The organism is Streptomyces sp. NRRL WC-3626 (assembly GCF_000718785.1).
Classification (GTDB): Bacteria; Actinomycetota; Actinomycetes; order Streptomycetales; family Streptomycetaceae; genus Streptomyces; species Streptomyces edwardsiae.
Window position 1 is genome coordinate 13,449 of record NZ_JOCA01000009.1, and the last position, 23,448, is coordinate 36,896.

23 protein-coding genes and 1 riboswitch are annotated in these 23,448 nt (G+C 70.8%); of the genes, 15 read left to right on the plus strand and 8 right to left on the minus strand.

The genetic code is table 11. The features are described from left to right. Position 1: 1 nt before the first annotated feature. From IF28_RS0115820 to IF28_RS0115840, 5 genes are all read right to left on the minus strand, one after another. Positions 2–586, minus strand: coding sequence for a dihydrofolate reductase family protein (locus IF28_RS0115820; protein WP_030219845.1), 585 nt, complete (start codon positions 584–586; stop codon positions 2–4). 297 nt (positions 587–883) lie between these two features. Continuing rightward, positions 884–1,423: a hypothetical protein gene (locus IF28_RS0115825; RefSeq protein ID WP_051713764.1), complete on the minus strand. Its 540-nt coding sequence runs from the start codon at positions 1,421–1,423 to the stop codon at positions 884–886. A gap of 152 nt (positions 1,424–1,575) precedes the next feature. Further along, positions 1,576–2,190: a GNAT family N-acetyltransferase gene (locus IF28_RS0115830; protein WP_030219851.1), complete on the minus strand. Its 615-nt coding sequence runs from the start codon at positions 2,188–2,190 to the stop codon at positions 1,576–1,578. A 192-nt stretch (positions 2,191–2,382) separates the two neighbouring features. Next, positions 2,383–3,495, minus strand: coding sequence for a family 2 encapsulin nanocompartment cargo protein polyprenyl transferase (locus tag IF28_RS0115835; RefSeq protein ID WP_030219854.1), 1,113 nt, complete (start codon positions 3,493–3,495; stop codon positions 2,383–2,385). 133 nt (positions 3,496–3,628) lie between these two features. Next, the gene (locus IF28_RS0115840) at positions 3,629–5,035 is read right to left on the minus strand and encodes a family 2B encapsulin nanocompartment shell protein (protein ID WP_030219858.1); all 1,407 of its coding nucleotides are present in this window, start codon (positions 5,033–5,035) and stop codon (positions 3,629–3,631) included. Between the two features lie 296 nt (positions 5,036–5,331). Between IF28_RS0115840 and IF28_RS0115845 the strand changes: the two genes are divergently transcribed. The 3 genes from IF28_RS0115845 (at position 5,332) to IF28_RS0115855 (ending at position 7,398) form a co-directional block, all read left to right on the plus strand. Then, positions 5,332–5,922, plus strand: coding sequence for an N-acetylmuramoyl-L-alanine amidase (locus IF28_RS0115845; RefSeq protein ID WP_030219862.1), 591 nt, complete (start codon positions 5,332–5,334; stop codon positions 5,920–5,922). Positions 5,923–6,055: 133 nt separating this feature from the next. After that, positions 6,056–6,481, plus strand: coding sequence for a DUF6010 family protein (locus tag IF28_RS0115850; RefSeq protein ID WP_030219864.1), 426 nt, complete (start codon positions 6,056–6,058; stop codon positions 6,479–6,481). Then, positions 6,478–7,398 (plus strand): 1-aminocyclopropane-1-carboxylate deaminase/D-cysteine desulfhydrase, encoded by a 921-nt coding sequence (locus IF28_RS0115855; protein WP_030219867.1) that lies wholly within the window; start codon positions 6,478–6,480, stop codon positions 7,396–7,398. The genes IF28_RS0115850 and IF28_RS0115855 overlap by 4 nt, the downstream gene beginning before the upstream one ends. Positions 7,399–7,402: 4 nt before the next feature. Here the strand turns inward: IF28_RS0115855 and IF28_RS0115860 are convergent, their stop codons facing one another. Further along, positions 7,403–8,995, minus strand: coding sequence for a Na+/H+ antiporter (locus IF28_RS0115860; protein WP_030219870.1), 1,593 nt, complete (start codon positions 8,993–8,995; stop codon positions 7,403–7,405). A gap of 60 nt (positions 8,996–9,055) precedes the next feature. Here IF28_RS0115860 and IF28_RS0115865 point away from each other — a divergent pair, with 60 nt between their 5' ends. From IF28_RS0115865 to IF28_RS0115875, 3 genes are all read left to right on the plus strand, one after another. Beyond that, on the plus strand, positions 9,056–9,316 hold the full coding sequence (locus IF28_RS0115865) for a UBP-type zinc finger domain-containing protein (protein ID WP_030219872.1): 261 nt from the start codon (positions 9,056–9,058) through the stop codon (positions 9,314–9,316). A 256-nt stretch (positions 9,317–9,572) separates the two neighbouring features. After that, positions 9,573–9,986, plus strand: coding sequence for an anti-sigma regulatory factor (locus tag IF28_RS0115870; RefSeq protein ID WP_004925829.1), 414 nt, complete (start codon positions 9,573–9,575; stop codon positions 9,984–9,986). 17 nt (positions 9,987–10,003) lie between these two features. Beyond that, positions 10,004–11,134 carry an RNA polymerase sigma factor SigF gene (locus tag IF28_RS0115875; RefSeq protein ID WP_078621197.1) on the plus strand — a complete coding sequence of 377 codons (1,131 nt, stop codon included), beginning with the start codon at positions 10,004–10,006 and terminating at the stop codon, positions 11,132–11,134. Positions 11,135–11,148: 14 nt separating this feature from the next. Here the strand turns inward: IF28_RS0115875 and IF28_RS0115880 are convergent, their stop codons facing one another. Beyond that, positions 11,149–11,592, minus strand: a complete 444-nt coding sequence (locus IF28_RS0115880; RefSeq protein WP_030219879.1) for a hypothetical protein — start codon at positions 11,590–11,592, stop codon at positions 11,149–11,151. A gap of 116 nt (positions 11,593–11,708) precedes the next feature. On the opposite strand from IF28_RS0115880, the gene IF28_RS0115885 reads away from it, so the two are divergent. Further along, positions 11,709–12,677: a diacylglycerol/lipid kinase family protein gene (locus tag IF28_RS0115885; RefSeq protein WP_030219883.1), complete on the plus strand. Its 969-nt coding sequence runs from the start codon at positions 11,709–11,711 to the stop codon at positions 12,675–12,677. 318 nt (positions 12,678–12,995) lie between these two features. Then, positions 12,996–13,253, plus strand: a complete 258-nt coding sequence (locus tag IF28_RS0115890; protein WP_030219886.1) for a WhiB family transcriptional regulator — start codon at positions 12,996–12,998, stop codon at positions 13,251–13,253. A gap of 159 nt (positions 13,254–13,412) precedes the next feature. Here IF28_RS0115890 and IF28_RS0115895 read toward each other — a convergent pair whose 3' ends face one another. Further along, complete coding sequence (locus tag IF28_RS0115895) at positions 13,413–14,888, minus strand: sensor histidine kinase (protein ID WP_037893373.1); 1,476 nt, start codon at positions 14,886–14,888, stop codon at positions 13,413–13,415. Positions 14,889–15,386: 498 nt separating this feature from the next. On the opposite strand from IF28_RS0115895, the gene nagB reads away from it, so the two are divergent. The 7 genes from nagB (at position 15,387) to IF28_RS0115930 (ending at position 23,442) form a co-directional block, all read left to right on the plus strand. Continuing rightward, positions 15,387–16,172, plus strand: a complete 786-nt coding sequence (gene nagB, locus IF28_RS0115900) for a glucosamine-6-phosphate deaminase (protein ID WP_030219892.1) — start codon at positions 15,387–15,389, stop codon at positions 16,170–16,172. A gap of 157 nt (positions 16,173–16,329) precedes the next feature. Beyond that, positions 16,330–17,094: a GntR family transcriptional regulator gene (locus tag IF28_RS0115905; RefSeq protein WP_030219895.1), complete on the plus strand. Its 765-nt coding sequence runs from the start codon at positions 16,330–16,332 to the stop codon at positions 17,092–17,094. A 205-nt stretch (positions 17,095–17,299) separates the two neighbouring features. Continuing rightward, on the plus strand, positions 17,300–17,566 hold the full coding sequence (locus tag IF28_RS0115910) for a DUF3311 domain-containing protein (protein ID WP_030219897.1): 267 nt from the start codon (positions 17,300–17,302) through the stop codon (positions 17,564–17,566). Next, entirely contained in the window at positions 17,563–19,191 is a 1,629-nt protein-coding gene (gene mctP / locus IF28_RS0115915) for a monocarboxylate uptake permease MctP (protein ID WP_030219900.1), read from the plus strand. The genes IF28_RS0115910 and mctP overlap by 4 nt, the downstream gene beginning before the upstream one ends. A 77-nt stretch (positions 19,192–19,268) precedes the next feature. Then, positions 19,269–19,775, plus strand: a complete 507-nt coding sequence (locus IF28_RS0115920; protein ID WP_030219905.1) for a GNAT family N-acetyltransferase — start codon at positions 19,269–19,271, stop codon at positions 19,773–19,775. A gap of 77 nt (positions 19,776–19,852) precedes the next feature. Then, positions 19,853–19,931, plus strand: a riboswitch (cobalamin riboswitch). Between the two features lie 143 nt (positions 19,932–20,074). Further along, positions 20,075–22,435 carry a ribonucleoside-diphosphate reductase subunit alpha gene (locus tag IF28_RS0115925; RefSeq protein ID WP_030219907.1) on the plus strand — a complete coding sequence of 787 codons (2,361 nt, stop codon included), beginning with the start codon at positions 20,075–20,077 and terminating at the stop codon, positions 22,433–22,435. Beyond that, positions 22,435–23,442 carry a ribonucleotide-diphosphate reductase subunit beta gene (locus tag IF28_RS0115930; RefSeq protein WP_030219909.1) on the plus strand — a complete coding sequence of 336 codons (1,008 nt, stop codon included), beginning with the start codon at positions 22,435–22,437 and terminating at the stop codon, positions 23,440–23,442. Before IF28_RS0115925 ends, IF28_RS0115930 begins: the two co-directional genes overlap by 1 nt. Positions 23,443–23,448 lie beyond the last annotated feature (6 nt).

Sequence of the window (23,448 nt, forward strand, 5' to 3'; positions counted from 1 at the left end):
TTCAGCGCTTCCTGCTGTACGTCCGCACCAGCGCGCCGTTGCCGAACGTGCGCACCGACTCCAGCGCGAACTGCGTGATCGAGAAGCCGGCGGCGAACATCGGCATGCCGGAGCCCTGCACGATGGGATAGGTCTTGATGATCAGCTCGTCGATCTCGTCGAGCAGTTCGCCGGCGATCTCCGCCCCGCCGCACAGATAGACGCCGTACGCGCTGTCCTCCGCCTTCAGCGCGCGCACCCGGCCGGGCAGATCGTCCGCGATGATCTCGACATTGGGGTCGGGCGACTCCCCGAGCGTGCGGGAGGCGACGTATTCGCGCAGGTGGGCGTAGGGGCTGGTGACGCCCTCCCGCAGCGCCAGGTCGTAGCTGGCCCGGCCCTGGACGATCGTGTCGAACCGCTTGTTCGGCAGGTGGTCGATGTTCATCTGCCGGCGGCCGGGGGTCGGGATCGTCTCGGGGTACTCCGCCGCGAGGAACCCGAAGAACTCCTCGTCGACGAAGGCGAACATCGCCGACGCGTCACCCTGCGGGTCGCCGATGAACCCGTCGATGGAGCAGGCGATGTAGTACGTGAGCTTGCGCAACGCGGTCTCTTTCCGTGGACTGCCCTTCCGAACAACTCCATTTGTAGTACTCCAACTGTAGTGGTGCAAGGGGATTCATCGGTTCGAGGGCAAGTGGGTGAGGAGGTTCCGCATAGCGGGGGCCCGGCGGTCAGGGCTTGTGGTGGACGCGGCCCGTCGTCGCACGGCGGACCCTACGGATGTGCCGTACACCCGGTCAGACAAGCGATCGCCGCGGTACGGCGGGGCGTCCGCTCGGGTCGGAAGGTCCCGCATACGTCCCGGGGCACGGACCGGAGAGGTCCCTGTTCTCGTCGTTCAGCCCGCCCGATCGGGTACGGGCAGCACGGCCCTGGTGGCCCCCGCGGGCCACACGATCTCCACGGGGACACCTCGTGCGCGGGCGTAGGTCACCAGGTGGGCGGTGGCGTCGCGGCCGTCGGACGGGGAACCGTCCCAGACGGCCAGAAGGAGGCGGCTGGAGGCGACCAGCCGCTCGTCCGCGCCGATGCAGGAGTCGCGGTCCATCGGGTCGTAGGCCAGCAGGCGCACCCGGTCGGCGAGGGTCAGCAGTTCACCGGTCGCCCTCCGGTCCCCCGGGGGCGGCATGGCGGGCATCCCGGTACGCGTGGGGATCACCAGGGCCAGCGGCCATCCCGCCGCCCGCGCGGCCCGGCCGAACGCCAGGGGTGTTCCCGCGCCGGTCCGCACCATGGCCCTGACCGGGGCGAGCCATCGCCCCAGCCGGGTCCGCAGCGCGAACTCCACCAGCGGGAGCGTGTCCGGGGCCAGATCCGCGTGCCCCACCACCGCGATGTTCCCGCCCGTCCCGCTGTCGTCGTCCTCCGCTGTCCTCATACTCACCCGCCGGCCTCGTCGTCCGACACCCGCCGGGTCCCTCGATGCGGGCGACGGGCGCTACCGCGAGCCAGTGAACTCCGGGCGGGCGCCGACGGGCAGGGCCGAAGGTCCCTTTCGAGGTCCCGGACCTCCGGCGGCCTGCCGGCCCGTCAGCCGGTGGTGCGGGGTTCGCGCCACATGGGCCACATGTGCGGGCCGTCCGGGAGGGCCAGCGGCTCACGGGCCGGCTCGAAGCCGAGGCGCCGGTACAGCCGGACGCTGCGTTCGCTGCTCGCCTCCAGATACGCCGCCAGCCCGTCCCGGTCGCAGCGGTCGAGGACGGAGCCGATCAGCGCGGTACCGAGCCCCTCGCCCTGCCGGCCGGGTGCCACACCGATCATCCACAGGTACTCGTGGGCCCGCCCCGCAGGATGAATGCCCGCGGTGAGCCTGCCGATCAGCTCCACGCGCTCGTTCTCCGGATCGACGGTCCGGCGCATCCGCGCGAACTCGTCGCTCTCCGGCTGTTCCCCGCCGTGCGCCGGATCGTGTGCCGGTACGGACAGCCAGAGCGCGCACGCCGAGCCGTCCTCGGCGAGGTCGACCCGCCCCTCGGCGAGCACGACGTCGGTGAACGCGGCCATGAGCCGGTGGTGTGTCGTACGGCGGTACTCCTCGCCGGGGAACACCCAGCCGCTGACCGGGTCGTCCTGGAACGCCTCGTCCAGCAGCCGGACGATCAGCTCCCGGTCCCCGTCCCCAGCCGTCCGGATCGCCACACCCATGTCCGCCCCTTCGCCTCAACCGTCGTCGAACGTACGGACGTTGAGCCTAGTGCGGGGTCGGCTGGGAGACGGCGGGTCCCGCACACCGTGGGGAAGTGCGGGACCCGCCGGCCGGAGCCACGGGGACCGTGCGGAGTCAGGGGCCGCACGGCACACCGTGGTTCCGGGACCGGGGAGACGGCCGGCGGGCCGTCAGGTACTGCGCCGGGTCACGAACTCGGCCAGGGCAAGGAGGCCGCCCGCCCGCTCCGGGTCGGGCACCGCGCGGGCCACCTCCTGCATGGCCCGGGCCATACGGTCGGCCGCCTGGGTCTGCGCCCAGTCCCTGCCGCCCGCCCGCTCCACGGCCAGGGCCATCCGGTCCAGGTCCTCCCCCTGCTGACGCGGGACCGCGTACAGGGCGGCGAGTTCCGCGGCCTGCGGGGTACCGGAGGTGAGCGCCGCGACGACCGGCAGCGACTTCTTGCGGGCGGCCAGGTCCGCGCCGGCCGGTTTGCCGGTGTGCCGGGGGTCACCCCATATGCCGATCACGTCGTCGATGAGCTGGAACGCCAGTCCCGCCTCCCGGCCGAACGCGTCCATCGCCGTCACGTCCGCGTCGCCGGCGTCCGCGTACAGCGCCCCGATCGCGCAGGCGCAGCCCAGCAGCGCGCCGGTCTTGGCCTCGGCCATGGCGAGGGTCTCGGCGAGGGTGACCTCGCCGGGGCCCCGCTGCTCCATGGCCGTGTCGGAGTGCTGCCCCGCGCACAGTTCGATGACGCAGTCGGCGAGCCGGGCGGCCGCCGCCGAGGCCGCCGGATGGGGGTCCTCGGCGAGCAGTCGCAGGGCCAGCGCCTGAAGGGCGTCCCCGGCGAGGATCGCGTCGGCGTCCCCGAACACCGTCCACGCGGTGGGGCGGTGACGGCGCGTCGCGTCCCGGTCCATCACGTCGTCGTGCAACAGCGTGAAGTTGTGGACCAGTTCCACGGCGGCCGCCGCCCGGACCGCGGCCGCGCGGGCCGCGGACCCGCCCAGGGCGGACGCCGCGGCGAGCACCAGACCGGGACGGATCGCCTTGCCCGAACCACCCCCGGCCGGAGTGCCGTCGGCCTGTTCCCAGCCGAAGTGGTAGAGCGCAACGCGGCGCATCGGGGCGGGCAGCGAATCCATGGCGGCCCGCAGCACCGGGTCGACCGCGGCCCGCGCCCGCTCCAGCAGCATCGCCGCCTCGTGCCCGTCACCGGGCCGCTGCTCCGGTACCGCCGGTGTGTCGGCCGTGCTGTGCGTCGTAAGCCCCGTCTTCGGCTCCGTGATGGACTCCGTCATCGGCTTCCCCCTGGGACCGGCTCGCTGGAGGAACGGAGGGATGGCGCTTCCGCACCCTTCGAGCGCGTACCCCCCTGATGTACCCGCCCCGACGGGCGGGGACACGGCGTGCGGTGCGGGAGCGGGCCGGGAGTCACCGCCAACGGCCGATCTCGACGTTCTCCAGGACGCCGAGCGCGTCCGGGACCAGGACCGCGGCCGAGTGGTAGGCCGTGACCAGGTACTTGATGATGGCCTGTTCGTTGATGCCCATGAACCGCACGGACAGACCCGGCTCGATCTCGTCGGGGATGCCGGCGGCCCGCAGCCCGATGACGCCCTGGTCCTCCTCCCCGGTACGCAGGGCGATGATGGAGGTCGTACGGGCCTCGGTCACCGGGATCTTGTTGCACGGGTAGAGGGGCACACCCCGCCAGGTGGGGATGCGGTTGCCGCCCATGTCGACGGTCTCCGGCACGAGTCCCCGCTTGTTGAGCTCACGCCCGAACGCGGCGATCGCGCGGGGGTGGGCGAGCAGCATCCTGGTCCCGCGCCGCCTGCTGAGCAGTTCGTCCAGGTCGTCGGGGCTCGGTACGCCGGCGTGCGGCTGGATCCGCTGGTCGTACTCGCAGTTGTGGAGCAGGCCGAAGTCGCGGTTGTTGACGAGTTCGTGCTCCTGGCGCTCCCTCAGCGCCTCGACGGTCAGCCTGATCTGCTGTTCCGTCTGGTTCATGGGCTGGTTGTAGAGGTCGGCCACGCGGGTGTGGATGCGCAGCACGGTCTGGGCGACGCTGAGTTCGTACTCGCGGGGCCTGGCCTCGTAGTCGACGAAGGTGTGCGGGATGTCCGGCTCGCCGCTGTGGCCGGCGGCGAGGTCGATCTCCTTCTCACCGAACTTGTTGGTGCGCTGCCCGGGGACCGTGAGCGGCCGGCGCAGGTGGTCGCGCAGGCTCTCCGACCGCTCGGCGACCTGCTGGACGGCGTCCCGCGGCAGCACCAGCACGGTGCAGGCGGTGAGGGTGCGGGCGGTGTACTCCCAGATGGCGTCGTCGCTCAGCAGCGCCTGCTCGCCGAAGTAGGCGCCGCCGGCGAGGACTCCGAGGGACTCGTCCTCGCCGTAGGGGCCGGTGCCGACGCGCTCCACCCTGCCGTGCGCCAGCAGGTACACCTCGTCGGCCGGACTGCCGAAGGAGGCGATGACCTGGCCGGCCTCGATCTCCCGCTGCCGGCAGCGGGCGGCCAGCTCGGTCAGCACCTCCTCGTCCTCGTAGGACCGCAGCACCGGCAGCTCGCCCAGTTCCGCCGGGATGATCTCGACGCGGTCGCCGGTCTTGACGAACGTCATCCGGCCATCCCCGACGGCGTAGGTGAGCCGCCTGTTGACACGGTATGTACCGCCCTGTACGTCGACCCAGGGCAGCATGCGCAGCAGCCAGCGGGAACTGATCTCCTGCATCTGCGGCACGGACTTGGTCGTGGTGGCCAGGTTCCGCGCCGCCGCGGTGCCGAGGCTCTGCTGCTGCCCGGCCTGCTCCGCGCCGACCTGTTCGCCTACCGACATAGAGAATCGCCCTCCCCAATGGTGATCCCACTCCCGGCCGCGCCGGGGGTGGCCTTGCGCGATCAAGCCTTCCTCACGCAGCGTGCGCGCACCATTACACGATCGAGCGGGGTTGGATCTTGGGAGAGCTGGGCAGAGATGGGCGCTTGCCTCAACGGCGGCGGAGCGGAAGAAGATTGTCCGGATCGGCTCGCACAGAAGACTGACAAGTAGTTGAGCCCGCTCCATTTAGGTATACGCCGGGGTAGCAGGCGGTTGCGAACGGCGGCCGCCGCCCGGCACGAAGGAGGGCGGTCATGGCCCCACCCATGTCCGCGAGCGCGTTCCTGCGCGCTCTCAAGGCGGAAGGACTCACCGTCGTCGAGGTCGGCGACTGGCGCGACCACAACCGCAACCACAAGGGCCCCTGGGGCCCGGTCCACGGCGTGATGATCCACCACACGGTGACCAAGGGCAGCGCCCGCACGGTCGACATCTGCCGCAAGGGCTACGAGGGGCTGCCCGGGCCCCTGTGCCACGGCGTCATCACCAAGGACGGCCGGGTCCACCTCGTCGGCTACGGCAGGGCCAACCACGCGGGGCTCGGCGACGACGACGTGCTCCGCGCGGTGATCGCCGAGAAGGGGCTGCCGACGGACAACGAGGCGAACACCGACGGCAACCGGCACTTCTACGGCTTCGAGTGCGAGAACCTGGGCGACGGCGACGACCCCTGGCCGGCGGCGCAGCTGGAGGCCATCGAGAAGGCGGCGGCCGCCGTGTGCCGGTACCACGGCTGGAACGAGCGGTCGGTGATCGGGCACAGGGAGTGGCAGCCGGGGAAGGTGGACCCGCGCGGATTCACGATGGGCTCGATGAGGAAACGCATCGGCGACCGGCTGAAGTGACGGGCGGGCGCGACGGCGCACGGCCCGGGCGGCGACAACCCGTTGGAAACTGTCGTTCGCTCCCCTGGGGCTCCGGACGGCCCGCTCCTAGCGTGGTGAACCGTCCCCGTCGGTCCCAGGAAAAGGCCCAGTCATGCAGTACGTCGCCCCGGTCGGCATCGGTCTCCTCTACGCCCTGCTGATGTCCCTCGTCCGCGAACCGCACCGGCGGCGCCTGAACGCGATCATGGTCGCCGGTGCGGGCGCCGCCTATCTCAGCGGCGGCGGGCTGGGCGGCTGGGAGTTCGCCTTCACGGCGCTGGTCACCTATGTCGCCTTCCGCGGTCTGGACTCCTGGACGTTCATCGGCGTCGGCTGGCTGCTGCACACCGCGTGGGACGTCGTCCACCACCTCAAGGGCAACCCGATCATCCCGTTCGCCCACACCTCGTCCCTGGGCTGCGCGATCTGCGACCCGGTGATCGCGCTGTGGTGCCTACGGGGCGGCCCCTCCCTGATCGGCATGGTGCGAGGGCGCCGCCGGGGCCGCGAGGAGGCGCGGGCGACAATGGTCCTGTGACCGGCTCCGACACCCCCGACCCCCGCGGCGCCCTCGCGGGCCTGCGTCCGCGGCTGCCGTCCGTGCTGCAGGAGGTCGTGGACGAGCGGTTCGAGCGGCGCGGGATACGGCTGCTGCTGAAGCGGGACGATCTGATCCACCCCGAGCTGGTCGGCAACAAGTGGCGCAAGCTCGCGCCGAACCTCGCCGGGGCGGCCGGGCGGACCGTGCTCACCTTCGGCGGCGCGTACTCCAACCATCTGCGGGCCACCGCCGCCGCCGGCCGCCTCCTCGGTCTGCGCACGGTCGGCGTGGTGCGCGGGCAGGAACTCGCCGGCCGCCCGCTCAACCCCTCGCTGGCCCGGTGCGCGGCCGACGGTATGCGGCTGTGCTTCGTCGACCGGTCGGTGTACCGCCGCAAGCACGAGCCGGAGACTTTGGCGGCCGTGCTCCGCGCGGCGGACGCCGAGGACGCGTACGTCGTGCCCGAGGGCGGCAGCAACGCCGCAGCCGTACGCGGCTGCCGGGCGCTCGGGGAGGAACTGGCCGGCCGCGCCGACGTGGTGACGGTGCCCTGCGGCACCGGCGGCACGCTCGCCGGACTGGCCGCCGGGCTCGGCGACGGCACCCGCGCGCTGGGCGTACCCGTGCTGAAGGGCGGTTTCCTGGGCGCGGAGATACGGGCCCTGCAGACGGCGGCGTTCGGCGGTCCGCGCGGCGACTGGAGCCTCGACGACCGCTTCCACTTCGGCGGATACGCCCGTACCACCCCGGAACTCGACGCGTTCGCCGAGGACTTCGAACGCCGCCACGGCATCCCGGTCGAACGTCTCTATGTCGCCAAGTCGCTCTACGCCCTTGTCGCCCTGGCGGAGGAAAACGCGTTCCCGCGCGGGAGCACGCTCGCCGCGGTGATCACCGGGCGGCCGTTCCCGTGAGCGGCTACGTCGCCTCCCGGTAGGCCGCCGCCTCCTCCAGGTCCAGGCGGCGCAGCAGGGTGCGGAGCATCTCGTCGTCGATGTAGCGGGCGTCGCGCAGCCGGACGAAGACCTCGCGCTCCGCGCTGATCATCTCCCGGGACAGCCGCCGGTAGGTGTCGTCCACCGACTCCCCGGTGACCGGGTTGACCTGCCCGAGCCGTTCCCAGACGGCGTTGCGGCGGCGTTCCAGGACGCTGCGCAGCCGTTCGGCGAGCGGTGCGGGCAGCGCGTTGCGCTCGTCGGCCAGGAGTTCGTCCAGTCGCTCCTCCGCGGTCCGGGAGGCCTGCGCCTGGGCGTTGGCCTCGGCCAGCGTCTCGGCCCGTGCGTCGCGTCCGGGGAGCTTCAGGATCCGGATCAGCGGGGGCAGTGTCAGGCCCTGCACGACCAGGGTGCCGATGACGGTGGTGAAGGTCAGGAAGAGCAGCAGGTTGCGCTGCGGGAAGTTCTCGCTCTCGGCGGTGACCGGGATCGAGAAGGCGATGGCCAGCGAGACCACGCCGCGCATGCCGGCCCACGCGATGACGAACGGCGCCTTCCAGCCGGGTCTCCCCTCGCGTTCCCGGATCCTCGCCGACAGCAGCGGCGGCAGCCAGGTCGCCGGGTACACCCAGACGAACCGGACGACGACGACCACCGCGAACACGGCGACCGCGTACCAGGCGGCGTCGACGCCCTCGTACTCGCCGAGCCCCTTCAGGACCACGGGGAGCTGCAGTCCGATCAGCGCGAACACCGCGGACTCCAGGACGAACGCGACCATCTTCCACACCGCGTCCTCCTGGAGACGCGTGGCGAAGTCGACCTCCCACGCGCGGTGTCCCAGGTAGAGCGCGACGACCACGACGGCGATGACACCGGAGGCGTGCACCTGCTCGGCGGCGGCGTACGCGGCGAACGGGATCAGCAGGGAGAGCGTGTTCTGCAGCAGCGCCTCCTTCACGTGGACGCGCAGCCAGTGCAGCGGCGCCATCAGCACCAGGCCGACCGCGACACCGCCGACCGCCGCGAGCAGGAACTCGCCGACTCCCCCGGCCCAGGTGGCGCCCTCGCCGACCGCGGCCGCCACGGCGACCCGGAACGCGGTGATCGCGGTGGCGTCGTTCAGGAGGGACTCGCCCTGGAGGATGGTGGTGATCCGGGACGGCAGGCCGACCCTGCGCGCCACCGCCGTCGCCGCGACGGCGTCCGGCGGGGCCACCACGGCGCCGAAGACCAGCGCCGCGGTGAGCGGCAGGCCCGGCACGATCAGATACAGCACCCAGCCGACGGCGAACGTCGCGAACAGCACGTACCCCACCGACAGCAGCGCCACCGGACGCAGCTGGGCCCGCAGGTCGAGGTAGGAGCTGTCGGTGGCGGCCGTGTGCAGCAGCGGGGGGAGGATGAGCGGCAGGACGATGTGCGGATCGAGCGTGTACTCGGGCACGCCGGGGAGGTAGCTCACCGCCAGCCCGGCGGCGACGAGCAGCAGCGGGGGCGGCACCGGGGTGCGCCGCGCGGCCGCGGCGATCGCGGCGCTGCCCGCCACCAGCAACAGCAGGGGCATCACATCCATGTCGGGCCCACCCTCGTTTTTCCGCGCGACTCCCCGCGCGGGCGTCGTAATCTGGCAATCATGAAACAGTGCACGCACGCCGACGCGCTGCCGCACCCGGAACCCGTCCCGCTCGGTGAGACGTGTCCGGAGTGCCTGCGGGACGGCACGGATCCGGTGCAGCTGCGCCTCTGCCTCACCTGCGGTCACGTCGGGTGCTGCGACTCCTCGCCGAACCGGCACGCCACGGAGCACCACAGGGAAACCGGCCATCCCGTGATGCGGACCCATGAGCCCGGCGAGGACTGGCGCTGGTGCTTCGTGGACCACGTACTGGTGTGACCCGGCGTGACTCCGGTGCCGGACGGTTCGACCGTCTGACGTCTGGGTACGTCAATGCGGCGCGCGCTCTTCCCATTTGGGAGCCGCAGACCCCTAGCCACGGAGCGTATTCATAGTTTTACTATGAGTGACAGCCCGGCTCGGGGTCCCGGGGACAGGACCGTCAAGAGCGCGATAGCGTCACCGCTGAACCACGTAGCGCGTTACCCGGGGGCGAACCAGGCCCTGAAACGCTTGTACCACCTTGGAGGTGAGGGTGTCCCAGATCGCAGGCGAGCCCGCGACCCAGGACTTCGTGGAAGTCCGGCTGCCGGCCGCGGGGGCCTACCTGTCGGTGCTGCGTACGGCCACGGCCGGCCTCGCGGCCCGTTTGGACTTCACCCTCGACGAGATCGAGGACCTGCGCATCGCGGTCGACGAGGCCTGCGCGATCCTGCTCCAGCAGGCCGTGCCGGGTTCGGTGCTCAGCTGTGTCTTCCGGCTCGTCGACGACTCGCTCGAGGTGACCGTCTCGGCGCCGACCACGGACGGTCACGCACCGTCACGGGACACCTTCGCCTGGACCGTGCTGTCCGCGCTCGCGGGCAAGGTCTCCTCCGCCGTGGACGAGGACAAGACCGTGTCGATCAGCCTCTACAAACAGCGCGGCGCGGGACCCGGGCCGGCGTGAGGAGCGAGGACGGGCCGGTGCGGGACGAAGAACGCGGCACACGGGAGCTGCCGGCCGAGCGGATGCCGGACGGCATCGACGGCATCCCCGAGCAGGCCCGGCCGCATCCGGTGGACGACTCCGCGGAGGCCGGCCCGCCGGGCGGCGGGCAGCCCGGCGGCGCCGTGCGGAGCGCATCCGCGGCCGGACCGGCCGGGGCCGCTCCCGGCCGAGGGGGCGCTCCCGCCGAGGCCAGGCCGGCGGCGGGGGACGAGGCGAGCGCTCGGGGAAGGGCGACGGGCGGGACGATGAGCGAGCACGAGCGACACGCCGAGGACGAGGGGCCGCGGGCGCCCGCCGCGCGGGGCGCGCGGAGCACCCCCGGCGCCCAGGGCGGGCACGCGCACCACAACCCGCAGGACCGCAGCGGGGCGCGGGCCATGTTCATCGAGCTGCGCACACTGCAGGACACCACTCCCGAGTACGCGGAGCTGCGCAACCGGCTGGTGCGCATGCACCTGCCGCTGGTGGAGCATCTCGCCCGACGCTTCCGCAACCGCGGTGAGCCGCTGGACGACCTCACCCAGGTCGCCACCATCGGCCTGATCAAGTCGGTCGACCGGTTCGACCCCGACCGGGGCGTGGAGTTCTCGACGTACGCGACCCCGACGGTCGTCGGCGAGATCAAGCGGCACTTCCGCGACAAGGGCTGGGCGGTGCGCGTGCCGCGCCGTCTCCAGGAGCTGCGGCTGGCGCTGACCACGGCCACGGCGGAGCTGTCCCAGCTGCACGGCCGCTCGCCCACGGTGCACGAGCTGGCCGAGAAGCTGGCCATCTCCGAGGAGGAGGTCCTGGAGGGCCTGGAGTCCGCGAACGCGTACTCCACGCTGTCCCTGGACGTCCCCGACACGGACGACGAGTCGCCGGCGGTCGCCGACACCCTGGGCGCCGAGGACGAGGCGCTGGAGGGCGTGGAGTACCGGGAGTCGCTCAAGCCGCTGCTGGAGGACCTCCCGCCGCGCGAGAAGCGCATCCTGCTGCTGCGCTTCTTCGGCAACATGACCCAGTCGCAGATCGCCCAGGAGGTCGGCATCTCGCAGATGCACGTCTCCCGGCTGCTGGCTCGCACCCTTGCCCAGCTGCGGGAGAAGCTGCTCGTGGAGGAGTGAGCGGGCCGGGGCCGCTACTTCTCGGCGCGCCCGGGTCCCCGGATGCCGAGGGCCCGGGTCGTCTCGGGGTTGATCAGCAGCACGAGCGCGGTGACGGCGACGACGGCGAGGACGATCCCGGCGGGGATGGCCACGCTGTCGGAGCGGAGCAGGTTGTAGGCCACCGGCAGTGCGATGATCTGCGTGATGACGGCGGGGCCGCGGCTCCAGCTCCGCAGTCCGAACAGCCCGCGCGCGGCGAGCAGCGGGAGCAGGGCGAGGACGATCAGCGTCACCCCGCCGGTGACGGCCTGCCGCCGGTCGTCCGGTTCACCCGTGAGGGCGAGGACCGACATCCACACGCCTCCGGCCACGAGCGCGGCCCCCTCCAGGGCGGCCAGCGCGGCGGCGTACGTCAGCCGGCGCGGGCGGGGCCCGGTGGCGTCCGGTGTGGTGGTGGGGGTCTGCTCACTGCTCACCCCTGAAGGGTAGCCCTCGCCGCGGGCACCGTCCGTGCCGAGGTTCACGCCCCCGCGCACCGGTCCGCACGGACTCGGTCTGGGCCCGGTACCCCTGAGTAGGTACCCTGCACGTCATGCGTGCACTTCTCGTGGTCAACCCGGCGGCAACCACCACCAGTGCGCGCACGCGCGATGTGCTGATCCACGCGCTCGCCAGCGAGATGAAGCTGGAGGCGGTCACCACCGAGTACCGCGGCCACGGGCGCGACCTGGGCCGGCAGGCCGCGGAGAGCGACGACATAGACCTCGTGGTGGCGCTCGGCGGCGACGGCACGGTCAACGAGGTCGTCAACGGTCTGCTGCACGCGGGACCCGATCCGGAGCACCTGCCCGGTCTCGCCGTGGTCCCCGGCGGCTCCACCAACGTCTTCGCCCGCGCGCTCGGTCTGCCCAACCATCCCGTGGAGGCGACCGGCGTCCTGCTGGACGCGCTGCGCGAGGGCCGTGAGCGTACGGTCGGCCTGGGGCTGACCTCCGGCACGCCGGGCTCGGACGACGAGGCCGTACCGGCCCGCTGGTTCACCTTCAACGCGGGGCTGGGCTTCGACGCCGGTGTGGTCGGCCGGGTGGAGCAGCAGCGGGAGCGCGGCAGGAAGTCGACCCACGCGCTGTACATGCGCCAGGTCGTCCGTCAGCTGCTCGGCGACCCGCACCGCCGGCGCGGGGTGATCACCCTGGAGCACCCGGGCGACGAACCGGTCACCGATCTGGCGCTGTCCATAGTCTCGAACACGTCGCCGTGGACGTTTCTCGGCAATCGCCCGATCTACGCGTCGCCTAAGGCCTCGTTCGATACCGGCCTCGACCTCTTCGGTCTCAGCCGCATGTCCACCGGCGCGGTTGCCCGGTATGGCACGCAGTTGCTCACTTCGTCCCCGGAGCGCGGACCCCATGGGAGGCATGTGGTCTCCCGGCACGATCTGACACGCTTCACCTTGCATTCGAAGGTGCCGCTGCCCCTCCAGATGGACGGTGACCACCTGGGGCTGCGAACCAGCGTGACGTTCACAGGCGTACGCCGTGCACTGCGTGTGATTGTGTGAGCAGAAAGGGCCAAAGTCCTTGCAGTCGAACGTTTAGGCCAGGATCCACCCCATGGAAGTACGGCTGTGACCTAGTCGACACCGAAGAATCAAAAAAAACTTTCCGGAAGGGGTTGTATCCGCCGCCGAGGTTTGCGAGTCTCTTCTTGGCGATCGGGACGGCCCGCAAGACCGGCCTCCACAGATCACCGGAACCCCTCTTCACATCCAAGGACCACGCCAGCGAACCTGGCGGTCGGCCCTTCCCTTGTTGAGGGATTCGTGAAAGCGTTCACATTCACAAGCAATCGCATTACATACCTAGGAGAGGTAGCAGCCATGGACTGGCGTCACAACGCCGTTTGCCGCGAGGAAGACCCCGAGCTCTTCTTCCCCATCGGCAACACCGGTCCTGCGCTGCTGCAGATCGAGGAAGCCAAGGCCGTCTGCCGTCGCTGCCCGGTGATCGAGAGCTGCCTTCAGTGGGCGCTCGAGTCCGGTCAGGACAGCGGCGTCTGGGGTGGTCTCAGCGAGGACGAGCGTCGCGCAATGAAGCGCCGTGCCGCCCGCAACCGGGCCCGTCAGGCCTCCGCCTGACAACCCACCCCTGCTGACAGCCTGAGCTTGGCGGCGCGTACAGCGCGTACGCATCTCCCGCCCCCGAGCCGCAGCGCGCAGTTGAGCAAGAGCCCCGGCCGCATTCAGCGGTCCGGGGCTCTTCGCCGTCTGCGCCGGCCACCGATCCGGGGCCGCCCGCTACTTGTCCGACTGCACCGGGATGTCCAGGATCACCCTGGTCCCCCGCTCCGGTGCCCTCACCATGTCGAACGTGCCGCCCAACTCGCCCTCCACCAGGGTCCGTACGATCTGCAGGCCCAGGTTGCCCGCGGTGTGCGGGTCGAATCCCTCGGGCAGCCCCACGCCGTCGTCCTGCACGGTGACCAGCAGACGGGACTCCTTCGAGGTGCCGCCGCGGACCGCCGACACCTCGACGGTGCCGGTCTCACTCTCCGTGAAGCCGTGCTCCAGGGCGTTCTGCAGCACCTCGGTCAGCACCATCGACAGCGGAGTGGCGACCTCGGCGTCGAGTATCCCGAAGCGGCCCGAGCGCCGGCCGGTGACCTTGCCCGGCGAGATCTCCGCGACCATCGCGAGCACCCGGTCGGCGATCTCGTCGAACTCCACGCGCTCGTCCAGGTTCTGGGACAGCGTCTCGTGCACGATGGCGATGGATCCCACCCGGCGCACCGCCTCCTCCAGCGCGGCACGGCCCCGCTCGGACCCGATGCGCCGGGCCTGCAGCCGCAACAGCGCCGCCACCGTCTGGAGGTTGTTCTTCACCCGGTGGTGGATCTCCCGGATGGTCGCGTCCTTGGTGATCAACTCGCGCTCGCGGCGGCGGAGTTCCGTGACGTCACGGAGCAGCACCAGCGAACCGATGCGCGTCCCCTTCGGCTTCAGCGGGATCGCCCGGAACTGGATCACCCCGTCGCGCGCCTCGATCTCGAACTCGCGCGGCGCCCAGCCGCTGGCCACCTTGACCATCGCCTCGTCCACCGGCCCGCGGGACGGCGCCAGTTCGGCGGTGGTCTGCCCGAGGTGATGCCCCACCAGGTCGGCCGCGAGACCCATCCGGTGGTACGCGGACAGGGCGTTCGGTGAGGCGTACTGGACGATGCCGTCGGCGTCGAGCCGGATCAGCCCGTCACCGACCCGGGGCGAGGCGTCCATCTCCAGCTGCTGGTTGGCGAACGGAAAGGAGCCGGCCGCGATCATCTGCGCGAGGTCGGAGGCGCTCTGCAGATAGGTGAGCTCCAGCCGGCTCGGGGTGCGCACGGTGAGCAGGTTGGTGTTGCGCGCGATCACCCCGAGGACGCGCCCCTCACGCCGTACGGGGATGGACTCGACCCGTACGGGAACCTCCTCGCGCCACTCCGGGTCTCCCTCGCGCACGATCCGGCCCTCGTCCAGGGCCGCGTCCAGCATGGGACGGCGTCCACGCGGGACGAGATGGCCGACCATGTCGTCCTGGTAGGAGGTCGGGCCGGTGTTGGGCCGCATCTGGGCGACGGAGACATAGCGGGTGCCGTCGCGGGTGGGGACCCACAGGACGAGGTCGGCGAAGGAGAGGTCGGAGAGCAGCTGCCACTCCGAGACCAGCAGATGGAGCCACTCGAGATCGGTGTCGTCGAGGGCGGTGTGCTGGCGTACGAGTTCGTTCATGGAGGGCACGTCAGCGAGCGTACCCGGGGGTCGGTGCCGCTCCCGAGAACACCCGCGGGCCGCGGCGCCTGAGAGGGACCCTCAACCCTCCTCGGCACCGCAGCCCGGAGCAACATCGGCCGTGGGGTGTGCGGTCCCGGTCGGCCGAGGGACGAGGAGCCGGGGCAGTCAGGGCAGAGAGCTCCGGTTCCTCGGTTCCGCCTTCCTGTGCGGGGAAGGCAGGCTTGTGTTTCGCCCTGCTACGCATTGTGGACTAGACCACTGTCCCTGTAAATGCGTGGAACGCCGTTCTTTGCTGTCGCCCCGCCGTCCTCCGGACGCGGGCGTCCGCGAGGCAGCCTAACCCGTACGGCCCCCGCACGGGACGGGCCGTCGCGCAATTCGGCCGCGCGGACCCCGTACCGCCTCTGTTAGATTGAGATTGGTCTAAACCACATTGCATCACCCGGACCCGCGGACCCGGGGTCCCGTCCCAGTCGAGTCCTCCTGAAGATCGGCAGGCCCACCGTGGAAGTTGTCATCGTTGCGGACGCCAAGGCGGGCGGCGAGCTCATCGCCGAGTCCATGGCGCGGCTGCTGCGGCGCAAGCCCGACGCCCTGCTGGGCGTGGCCACCGGATCGACACCGCTGCCCGTCTACCAGTCGCTGGCCACGCGGATGCGCTCCGGTGCCGTGGACGCCTCGCGGGCCCGGATCGCCCAGCTCGACGAGTACGTCGGACTGCCCGCGGAGCACCCCGAGTCCTACCGCTCGGTGCTGCGGCGCGAGGTGCTGGAGCCTCTCGGGATCGGCATGGACGCCTTCATGGGTCCCGACGGCACCGCCGACGACGTCCAGGGCGCGTGCGAGAGGTACGACAGGGAGCTGGCCGAGGCCGGCGGCGTGGATCTCCAGCTGCTCGGGATCGGCACGGACGGGCACATCGGGTTCAACGAGCCGTGCTCCTCCCTCGTCTCCCGTACCCGGATCAAGACACTCACCGAGCAGACCCGGGTGGACAACGCCCGCTTCTTCGACGGTGACATCGACCAGGTCCCGCACCACGTCATCACCCAAGGCATCGGCACCATCCTGGAGGCCCGTCACCTGGTCCTGCTGGCCACCGGCGAGGGTAAGGCGGACGCGGTCGCCGCGACCGTCGAGGGACCGGTCGCGGCGCTGTGCCCCGCGTCCGCGCTGCAGTTGCACGCGCATGCCACGGTGGTCGTCGACGAGGCCGCCGCCTCCAAGCTGAAGCTCGCCGACTACTTCCGGCACACCTACGCCAACAAGCCGGAGTGGCAGGGGATCTGACCGCCGCCCGTGGTCTGGACCAGCCCCCGCCCCAGGGGTATACAAAGGGGATCACGGAGCGTGCGGGGCACACCCCCGCCCCGAGCCGTGCCACGATGTCAGCCGCGGCCGATGGGGATGTCGGCCGCTTCGGCACCCGGAGCCGGGAAGGCAGAGCATGAGCACCGACGTCAGCAGTGCGGAGAACGAGGGTGGGACCACGGTCCGTACCGCGCGTGTGCCTAAGTACTACCGGCTGAAGAAGCATTTGCTCGACATGACGGAGACGGCCCCGCCCGGGACGCCGGTCCCGCCCGAGCGCACCCTGGCGGCGGAGTTCGACACCTCGCGCACCACCGTGCGCCAGGCGCTCCAGGAGCTGGTCGTCGAGGGGCGCCTGGAGCGCATCCAGGGCAAAGGCACCTTCGTGGCCAAGCCCAAGGTCTCCCAGGCGCTCCAGCTCACCTCGTACACCGAGGACATGCGCGCCCAGGGCCTGGAGCCCACCTCGCAGCTGCTGGACCTCGGCTACATCACGGCCGACGACCGGCTCGCCGAGCTGCTCGACATCACGGCCGGCGGACGCGTGCTGCGCATCGAGCGGCTGCGCATGGCCAACGGCGAGCCCATGGCCATCGAGACCACCCATCTGAGCGCGAAGCGCTTCCCCGCACTGCGGCGCAGCCTGACGAAGTACACGTCGCTCTACACCGCCCTCGCCGAGGTGTACGACGTCCATCTCGCGGAGGCCGAGGAGACCATCGAGACGTCCCTGGCCACCCCGCGCGAGGCCGGCCTGCTCGGCACCGACGTCGGCCTGCCGATGCTGATGCTGTCCCGGCACTCGCGGGACCGCGGCGGACTGCCGGTGGAGTGGGTGCGGTCGGTGTACCGCGGCGACCGGTACAAGTTCGTCGCGCGCCTGAAGCGCCCCCAGGACTGACCCCGGACCCGTCTCGCACTCACCTTCGACGCGTCCCGCAAAAGCGTCGAAAACGGGTGGTTGACAAGGTTTTCGTTGCTGTTGCCTCTCGGTTGCGCGGCGCCTGGGTACCGCTGTGCGGACGAGGGGTTACGGCCGGACAGTGCCCTGACCTACATTTCCGCGCACTACCGCCGGTGATCAGTGAGGGGACGGGAACCGTCTGATGTCACAAGCCCCAGAAACCAGAGAAGGGCCGGTGGTGACGCCCACCCGCGTCGTCATCGCCCTCTGTCTCGTCGCACCGTTCGTGGCCATGCTGTGGGTCGGGTCCTACGCGAAGACCGACCCGCAGTTCATCGGCATCCCGTTCTTCTACTGGTACCAGATGCTGTGGGTGCTGCTCTCCACCGTCCTGACCATGACCGCGTACAAGCTGTGGCAGCGTGACCAGCGCGCCCGCTCGGCCTCGAAGGGCGGTGCGTCGCGGTGAACGACGGCGTCAACGGCGTGGCACTCGCCGTCTTCATCTTCTTCTTCCTGCTGGTCACGGCGATGGGCTTCCTGGCCGCGCGCTGGCGCAAGGCCGAGAACGAGCACAGCCTCGACGAGTGGGGTCTGGGCGGCCGGTCCTTCGGCACCTGGGTGACCTGGTTCCTGCTCGGCGGCGACCTGTACACCGCGTACACCTTCGTGGCCGTACCGGCGGCGATCTACGCGGCGGGCGCGGCCGGCTTCTTCGCGGTGCCGTACACGATCCTGGTGTACCCGCTGATCTTCACCTTCCTGCCCCGGCTGTGGTCGGTCTCGCACAAGCACGGCTATGTGACGACGTCCGACTTCGTGCGCGGCCGGTTCGGCTCGAAGGGCCTGTCGCTGGCCGTCGCGGTCACGGGCATCCTGGCGACGATGCCGTACATCGCGCTCCAACTGGTCGGCATCCAGGCCGTGCTCGACGTGATGGGTGTCGGCGGCGGCGAGAACACCAACTGGTTCGTCAAGGACCTGCCGCTGCTGATCGCCTTCGGTGTGCTGGCGGCGTACACGTACTCGTCGGGGCTGCGGGCCCCCGCACTGATCGCGTTCGTCAAGGACACGCTGATCTACATCGTCATCGCGGTGGCGATCATCTACATCCCGATCAAGCTGGGCGGCTTCGACGAGATCTTCGCCAAGGCGAGCGAGGCGTACAGCCAGACCAACCCGGCCACGGGCGCGCCGCGCGGTGCGCTGGTACCGAGTGAGGCGGGCCAGTGGACGTACGCCACGCTGGCGCTCGGCTCCGCGCTCGCGCTGTTCATGTACCCGCACTCGATCACGGCGACGCTGTCCTCGCGCAGCCGTGAGGTGATCCGCCGCAACACCACGATCCTGCCGCTGTACTCCCTGATGCTGGGTCTGCTGGCGCTGCTCGGCTTCATGGCGATCGCGGCCGGGGTCAAGGTCAGCAACGGCCAACTGGCGATCCCCCAGCTGTTCGAGGACATGTTCCCGGACTGGTTCGCGGGCGTGGCCTTCGCGGCGATCGGCATCGGCGCGCTGGTGCCGGCGGCGATCATGTCGATCGCGGCGGCGAACCTGTTCACCCGCAACATCTACAAGGACTTCATCAAGCCGGACGCGACGCCGAAGCAGGAGACCCAGGTCTCCAAGATCGTGTCCCTGCTGGTGAAGGTGGGCGCGCTGGTCTTCGTCCTGACCATGGACAAGACGGTCGCGATCAACTTCCAGCTGCTCGGCGGGATCTGGATCCTGCAGACCTTCCCGGCGCTGGTGGGCGGCCTGTTCACCCGCTGGTTCCACCGCTGGGCGCTGATCGGCGGCTGGGCGGTCGGCATGATCTACGGCACCGTCGCCGCGTACGGGGTGGCCTCGCCGACGCAGAAGCACTTCGGCGGATCGTCCAAGGAGATCCCGGGCATCGGCGAGATCGGCTACATCGGCCTCACCGCGTTCGTGCTCAACGTCCTGGTCACGGTCGTCCTGACGTTCGTCTTCCGGGCCGTCAAGGCGCCCGAGGGCGTCGACGAGACCCGGCCGCAGGACTACACGGCGGACGCCGGTGACGCCGGTGTCCAGGTGGAGCTTCCGCCGGCCACGGCGGGCAGTTCGCACTGACGCCGTACGTTTCGGGCAGCGGGCCGCCGGAGGAAAACCGGCGGCCCGTCGCCGTACCCGTCCGGCACACTCGGCTCATGGACATCGTCATCCGGCCGGTGGAGTCCGGCGAGCACGGGGAACTGGGCGAGATCACCGCGCGGGCCTATCTCCTGGACGGGCTGCTCGACTTCGGGGAGGACGACGCGTACCTGCACGAGCTCAGGAACGTGGCGAAGCGGGCGTCGGCCGCCGAGGTGCTCGTCGCCGTGGCGGACGGGGCGCTGCTGGGCGGGGTGACGTTCGTGCCGGGCCCCGGTCCGATGGCCGACATCGCGGGGCCGGGCGAGGCGGAGATCCGGATGCTCGCGGTCGCCCGAGCGGGCCGGGGGCGGGGTGCCGGGGAGGCCCTGGTGCGTGCCTGCGTCGACCGGGCACGGGCCGCCGAGGGGTGCGTACGGGTCGTGCTGTCGACCCAGAGCACCATGCGCGCCGCCCACCGCATCTACGAACGGCTGGGCTTCACCCGCACCCCGGAGCGCGACTGGAACCCCCTCCCGGAGCTGGACGACATCACCCTGCTCACCTACGAGCTGACACTCTGACACCTTCGCGACACAAGATATGGGGCTGCTGGCGACACCCGGCACAAGATGTATGCTCATGCTCGCTGTCGCCGCAGGGGAATCCGGTGTGAATCCGGAACTGTCCCGCAACGGTGTACCCATGCCCGCGTGGCCATGGGGGTCAGTCCGAGGACCTGCCGACAGTGCGCCCGGCCGTCCGGTCCGGGTGCCTGACGTCCGGGCCTCGCGGAATGGGCCGGTGGACGCGACGCCGTGTGCGCTCGTGTACCGCCCCCTGCGCTCTTCGAGGCCCCGTGCCGAGCGAGGGAGAGCCACACGTGACCATCGCGCCAGCCGATCCGGTTTCAGCGATCGGTGTGACCGAGGAGAGCGACGGCCCCGGTGCCGCGCTGCTGCGGATCCTGACCGAGCTGACCGCCGACCTGCCGGACGCCGACCCCGGACGGGTCGCCGCCGCCGCGCTGCGCGGCCGGTCCGCGGCCGCGGACCTGGCGGAGCTGCGGGAGCTGGCCACCGAGGCCGCGGCCGGGCTGATCTCCGAGGACCCGGCCTACTCCCGGCTCGCCGCCCGGCTGCTCACCCTCGGTATCCGTGCCGAGGCCGCCTCGCAGGGCGTCACGTCGTTCACCGGGTCCGTCGCGACCGGGCACCGCGAGGGTCTGATCGCCGACCGGACCGCCGCGTTCGTCGGGCTGCACGCCGCCCGCCTGGACGCGCTGATCGACACGGGCGCCGACGACCGCTTCGGCTACTTCGGCCTGCGCACCCTGCACAGCCGCTATCTGCTGCGGCACCCGGTCACCCGCAAGGTCGTCGAGACCCCCCAGCACTTCCTGCTGCGGGTCGCCGCCGGTCTCGCCGAGGACGACTCCGCGCGGTCGGTGGACGAGGTCGCCGCGCTGTACGCGCTGATGAGCCGCCTGGACTACCTGCCCTCCTCCCCCACCCTGTTCAACTCCGGCACCCGGCACCCCCAGATGTCGTCCTGCTACCTCCTCGACTCCCCGCTGGACGAGCTGGACTCGATCTACGACCGCTACCACCAGGTCGCCCGGCTCTCCAAGCACGCCGGCGGCATCGGCCTGTCGTACTCTCGTGTCCGCGCCCGGGGTTCGCTGATCCGCGGCACCAACGGGCACTCCAACGGCATCGTGCCGTTCCTGAAGACGCTCGACGCCTCCGTCGCCGCCGTGAACCAGGGCGGGCGGCGCAAGGGAGCCGCGGCCGTCTACCTGGAGACCTGGCACTCCGACATCGAGGAGTTCCTGGAACTGCGCGACAACACCGGTGAGGACGCCCGCCGTACGCACAATCTGAACCTCGCGCACTGGGTGCCGGACGAGTTCATGCGCCGGGTGAACGCCGACGCGCCCTGGTCGCTGTTCTCCCCGGCGGACGTGCCGGAACTCGTCGACCTGTGGGGCGGGGACTTCGACGCGGCGTACCGCGCGGCCGAGGCGAAGGGGCTGGCGCGGAAGACCCTCCCGGCCCGTGAGCTGTACGGCCGTATGATGCGCACCCTCGCGCAGACCGGCAACGCCTGGATGACCTTCAAGGACGCCGCCAACCGCACGGCCAACCAGACGGCGACGCCCGGCCACGTCGTCCACTCCTCCAACCTGTGCACGGAGATCCTCGAGGTCACCGACGACGGGGAGACCGCCGTCTGCAACCTGGGCTCGGTCAACCTCGGTGCCTTCGTGACCGGCGGGGACATCGACTGGGAGCGCCTGGACGAGACCGTCCGCACGGCCGTCACCTTCCTCGACCGGGTGGTGGACATCAACTACTACCCGACCGAGCAGGCGGGCCGCTCCAACGCCCGCTGGCGCCCGGTCGGTCTGGGCGCCATGGGTCTCCAGGACGTCTTCTTCCAGCTGCGGCTGCCGTTCGACTCGCCCGAGGCGAAGGCGCTGTCCACGAGGATCGCCGAGCGGATCATGCTCGCCGCGTACGAGACCTCCGCGGATCTCGCCGAGCGGAGCGGCCCGCTGCCCGCCTGGGAGCAGACCCGCACCGCGCGGGGCGTGCTGCACCCCGACCACTACGACACGGACCTCGTCTGGCCGGAGCGCTGGGCGGCGCTGCGCGAGCGGATCGCCGCCGTGGGGATGCGCAACGCGCTGCTCCTGGCGATCGCGCCCACCGCCACCATCGCGTCCATCGCCGGCGTGTACGAGTGCATCGAGCCGCAGGTGTCCAACCTGTTCAAGCGCGAGACGCTGTCCGGGGAGTTCCTCCAGGTCAACTCGTATCTGGTGGACGATCTGAAGCGGCTGGGCGTGTGGGACGCGCGGACGCGCGAGGCGCTGCGCGAGGCCAACGGCTCGGTGCAGGACTTCGCCTGGATCCCCGACGAGGTACGGCGGCTGTACCGCACGGCGTGGGAGATCCCGCAGCGCGGTCTGATCGACATGGCCGCTGCCCGCACCCCGTTCCTGGACCAGGCGCAGTCGCTGAACCTGTTCCTGGAGACGCCGACCATCGGCAAGCTCTCCTCGATGTACGCGTACGCGTGGAAGCAGGGCCTGAAGACCACCTATTACCTGCGCTCCCGCCCCGCCACCCGGATCGCCCGCGCGGCGGCCCGGACCACCGTCCCCGTCCCGCAGCAGGCCGACCCCGACGCGGTCGCCTGCTCCCTGGAAAACCCCGAGTCCTGCGAGGCCTGTCAGTGATGACCACCAAGAACCTGCTCGACCCCGGCTTCGAGCTGACTCTGCGCCCCATGCGCTACCCCGACTTCTACGAGCGCTACCGGGACGCCATCAAGAACACCTGGCACGTGGAGGAGGTCGACCTCCACTCGGACGTGACCGACCTCGCGAAGCTCAGCCCCGAGGAGCAGCACCTGATCGGGCGGCTGGTCGCGTTCTTCGCGACGGGCGACTCGATCGTGGCGAACAACCTGGTGCTGACCCTGTACAAGCACATCAACTCCCCCGAGGCGCGGCTGTACCTGTCCCGGCAGCTGTTCGAGGAGGCCGTGCACGTCCAGTTCTATCTGACGCTCCTCGACACCTATCTGCCCGATCCGGACGACCGGGCGGCGGCCTTCGCGGCGGTGGAGAACATCCCGTCCATCCGGGAGAAGGCCGAGTTCTGCTTCACGTGGATGGACTCGGTCGAGAAGATGGACCGGCTGGAGAGCAAGGCCGACCGGCGCCGCTTCCTGCTGAACCTGATCTGCTTCGCCGCGTGCATCGAGGGCCTGTTCTTCTACGGCGCCTTCGCCTACGTCTACTGGTTCCGCGGCCGGGGTCTGCTGCACGGTCTGGCGACCGGCACCAACTGGGTGTTCCGGGACGAGACGATGCACATGTCGTTCGCCTTCGACGTGGTCGACACCGTGCGCAAGGAGGAGCCGGAGCTGTTCGACGAGGAACTCGGGCAGCAGGTCACCGACATGCTGCGCGAGGCGGTCGAGGCGGAGCTGCAGTTCGCCCGTGACCTGTGCGGGGAGGGGCTGCCGGGCATGAACACCGAGTCGATGCGGCAGTACCTGGAGTGCGTCGCCGACCAGCGGCTGGTGCGGCTGGGCTTCGCGCCGGTGTACGGCTCGGAGAACCCGTTCTCGTTCATGGAGCTGCAGGGCGTCCAGGAGCTGACGAACTTCTTCGAGCGGCGTCCGTCCGCGTACCAGGTCGCCGTGGAGGGCACGGTCGACCTGGACGAGGACTTCTAGGGGGTG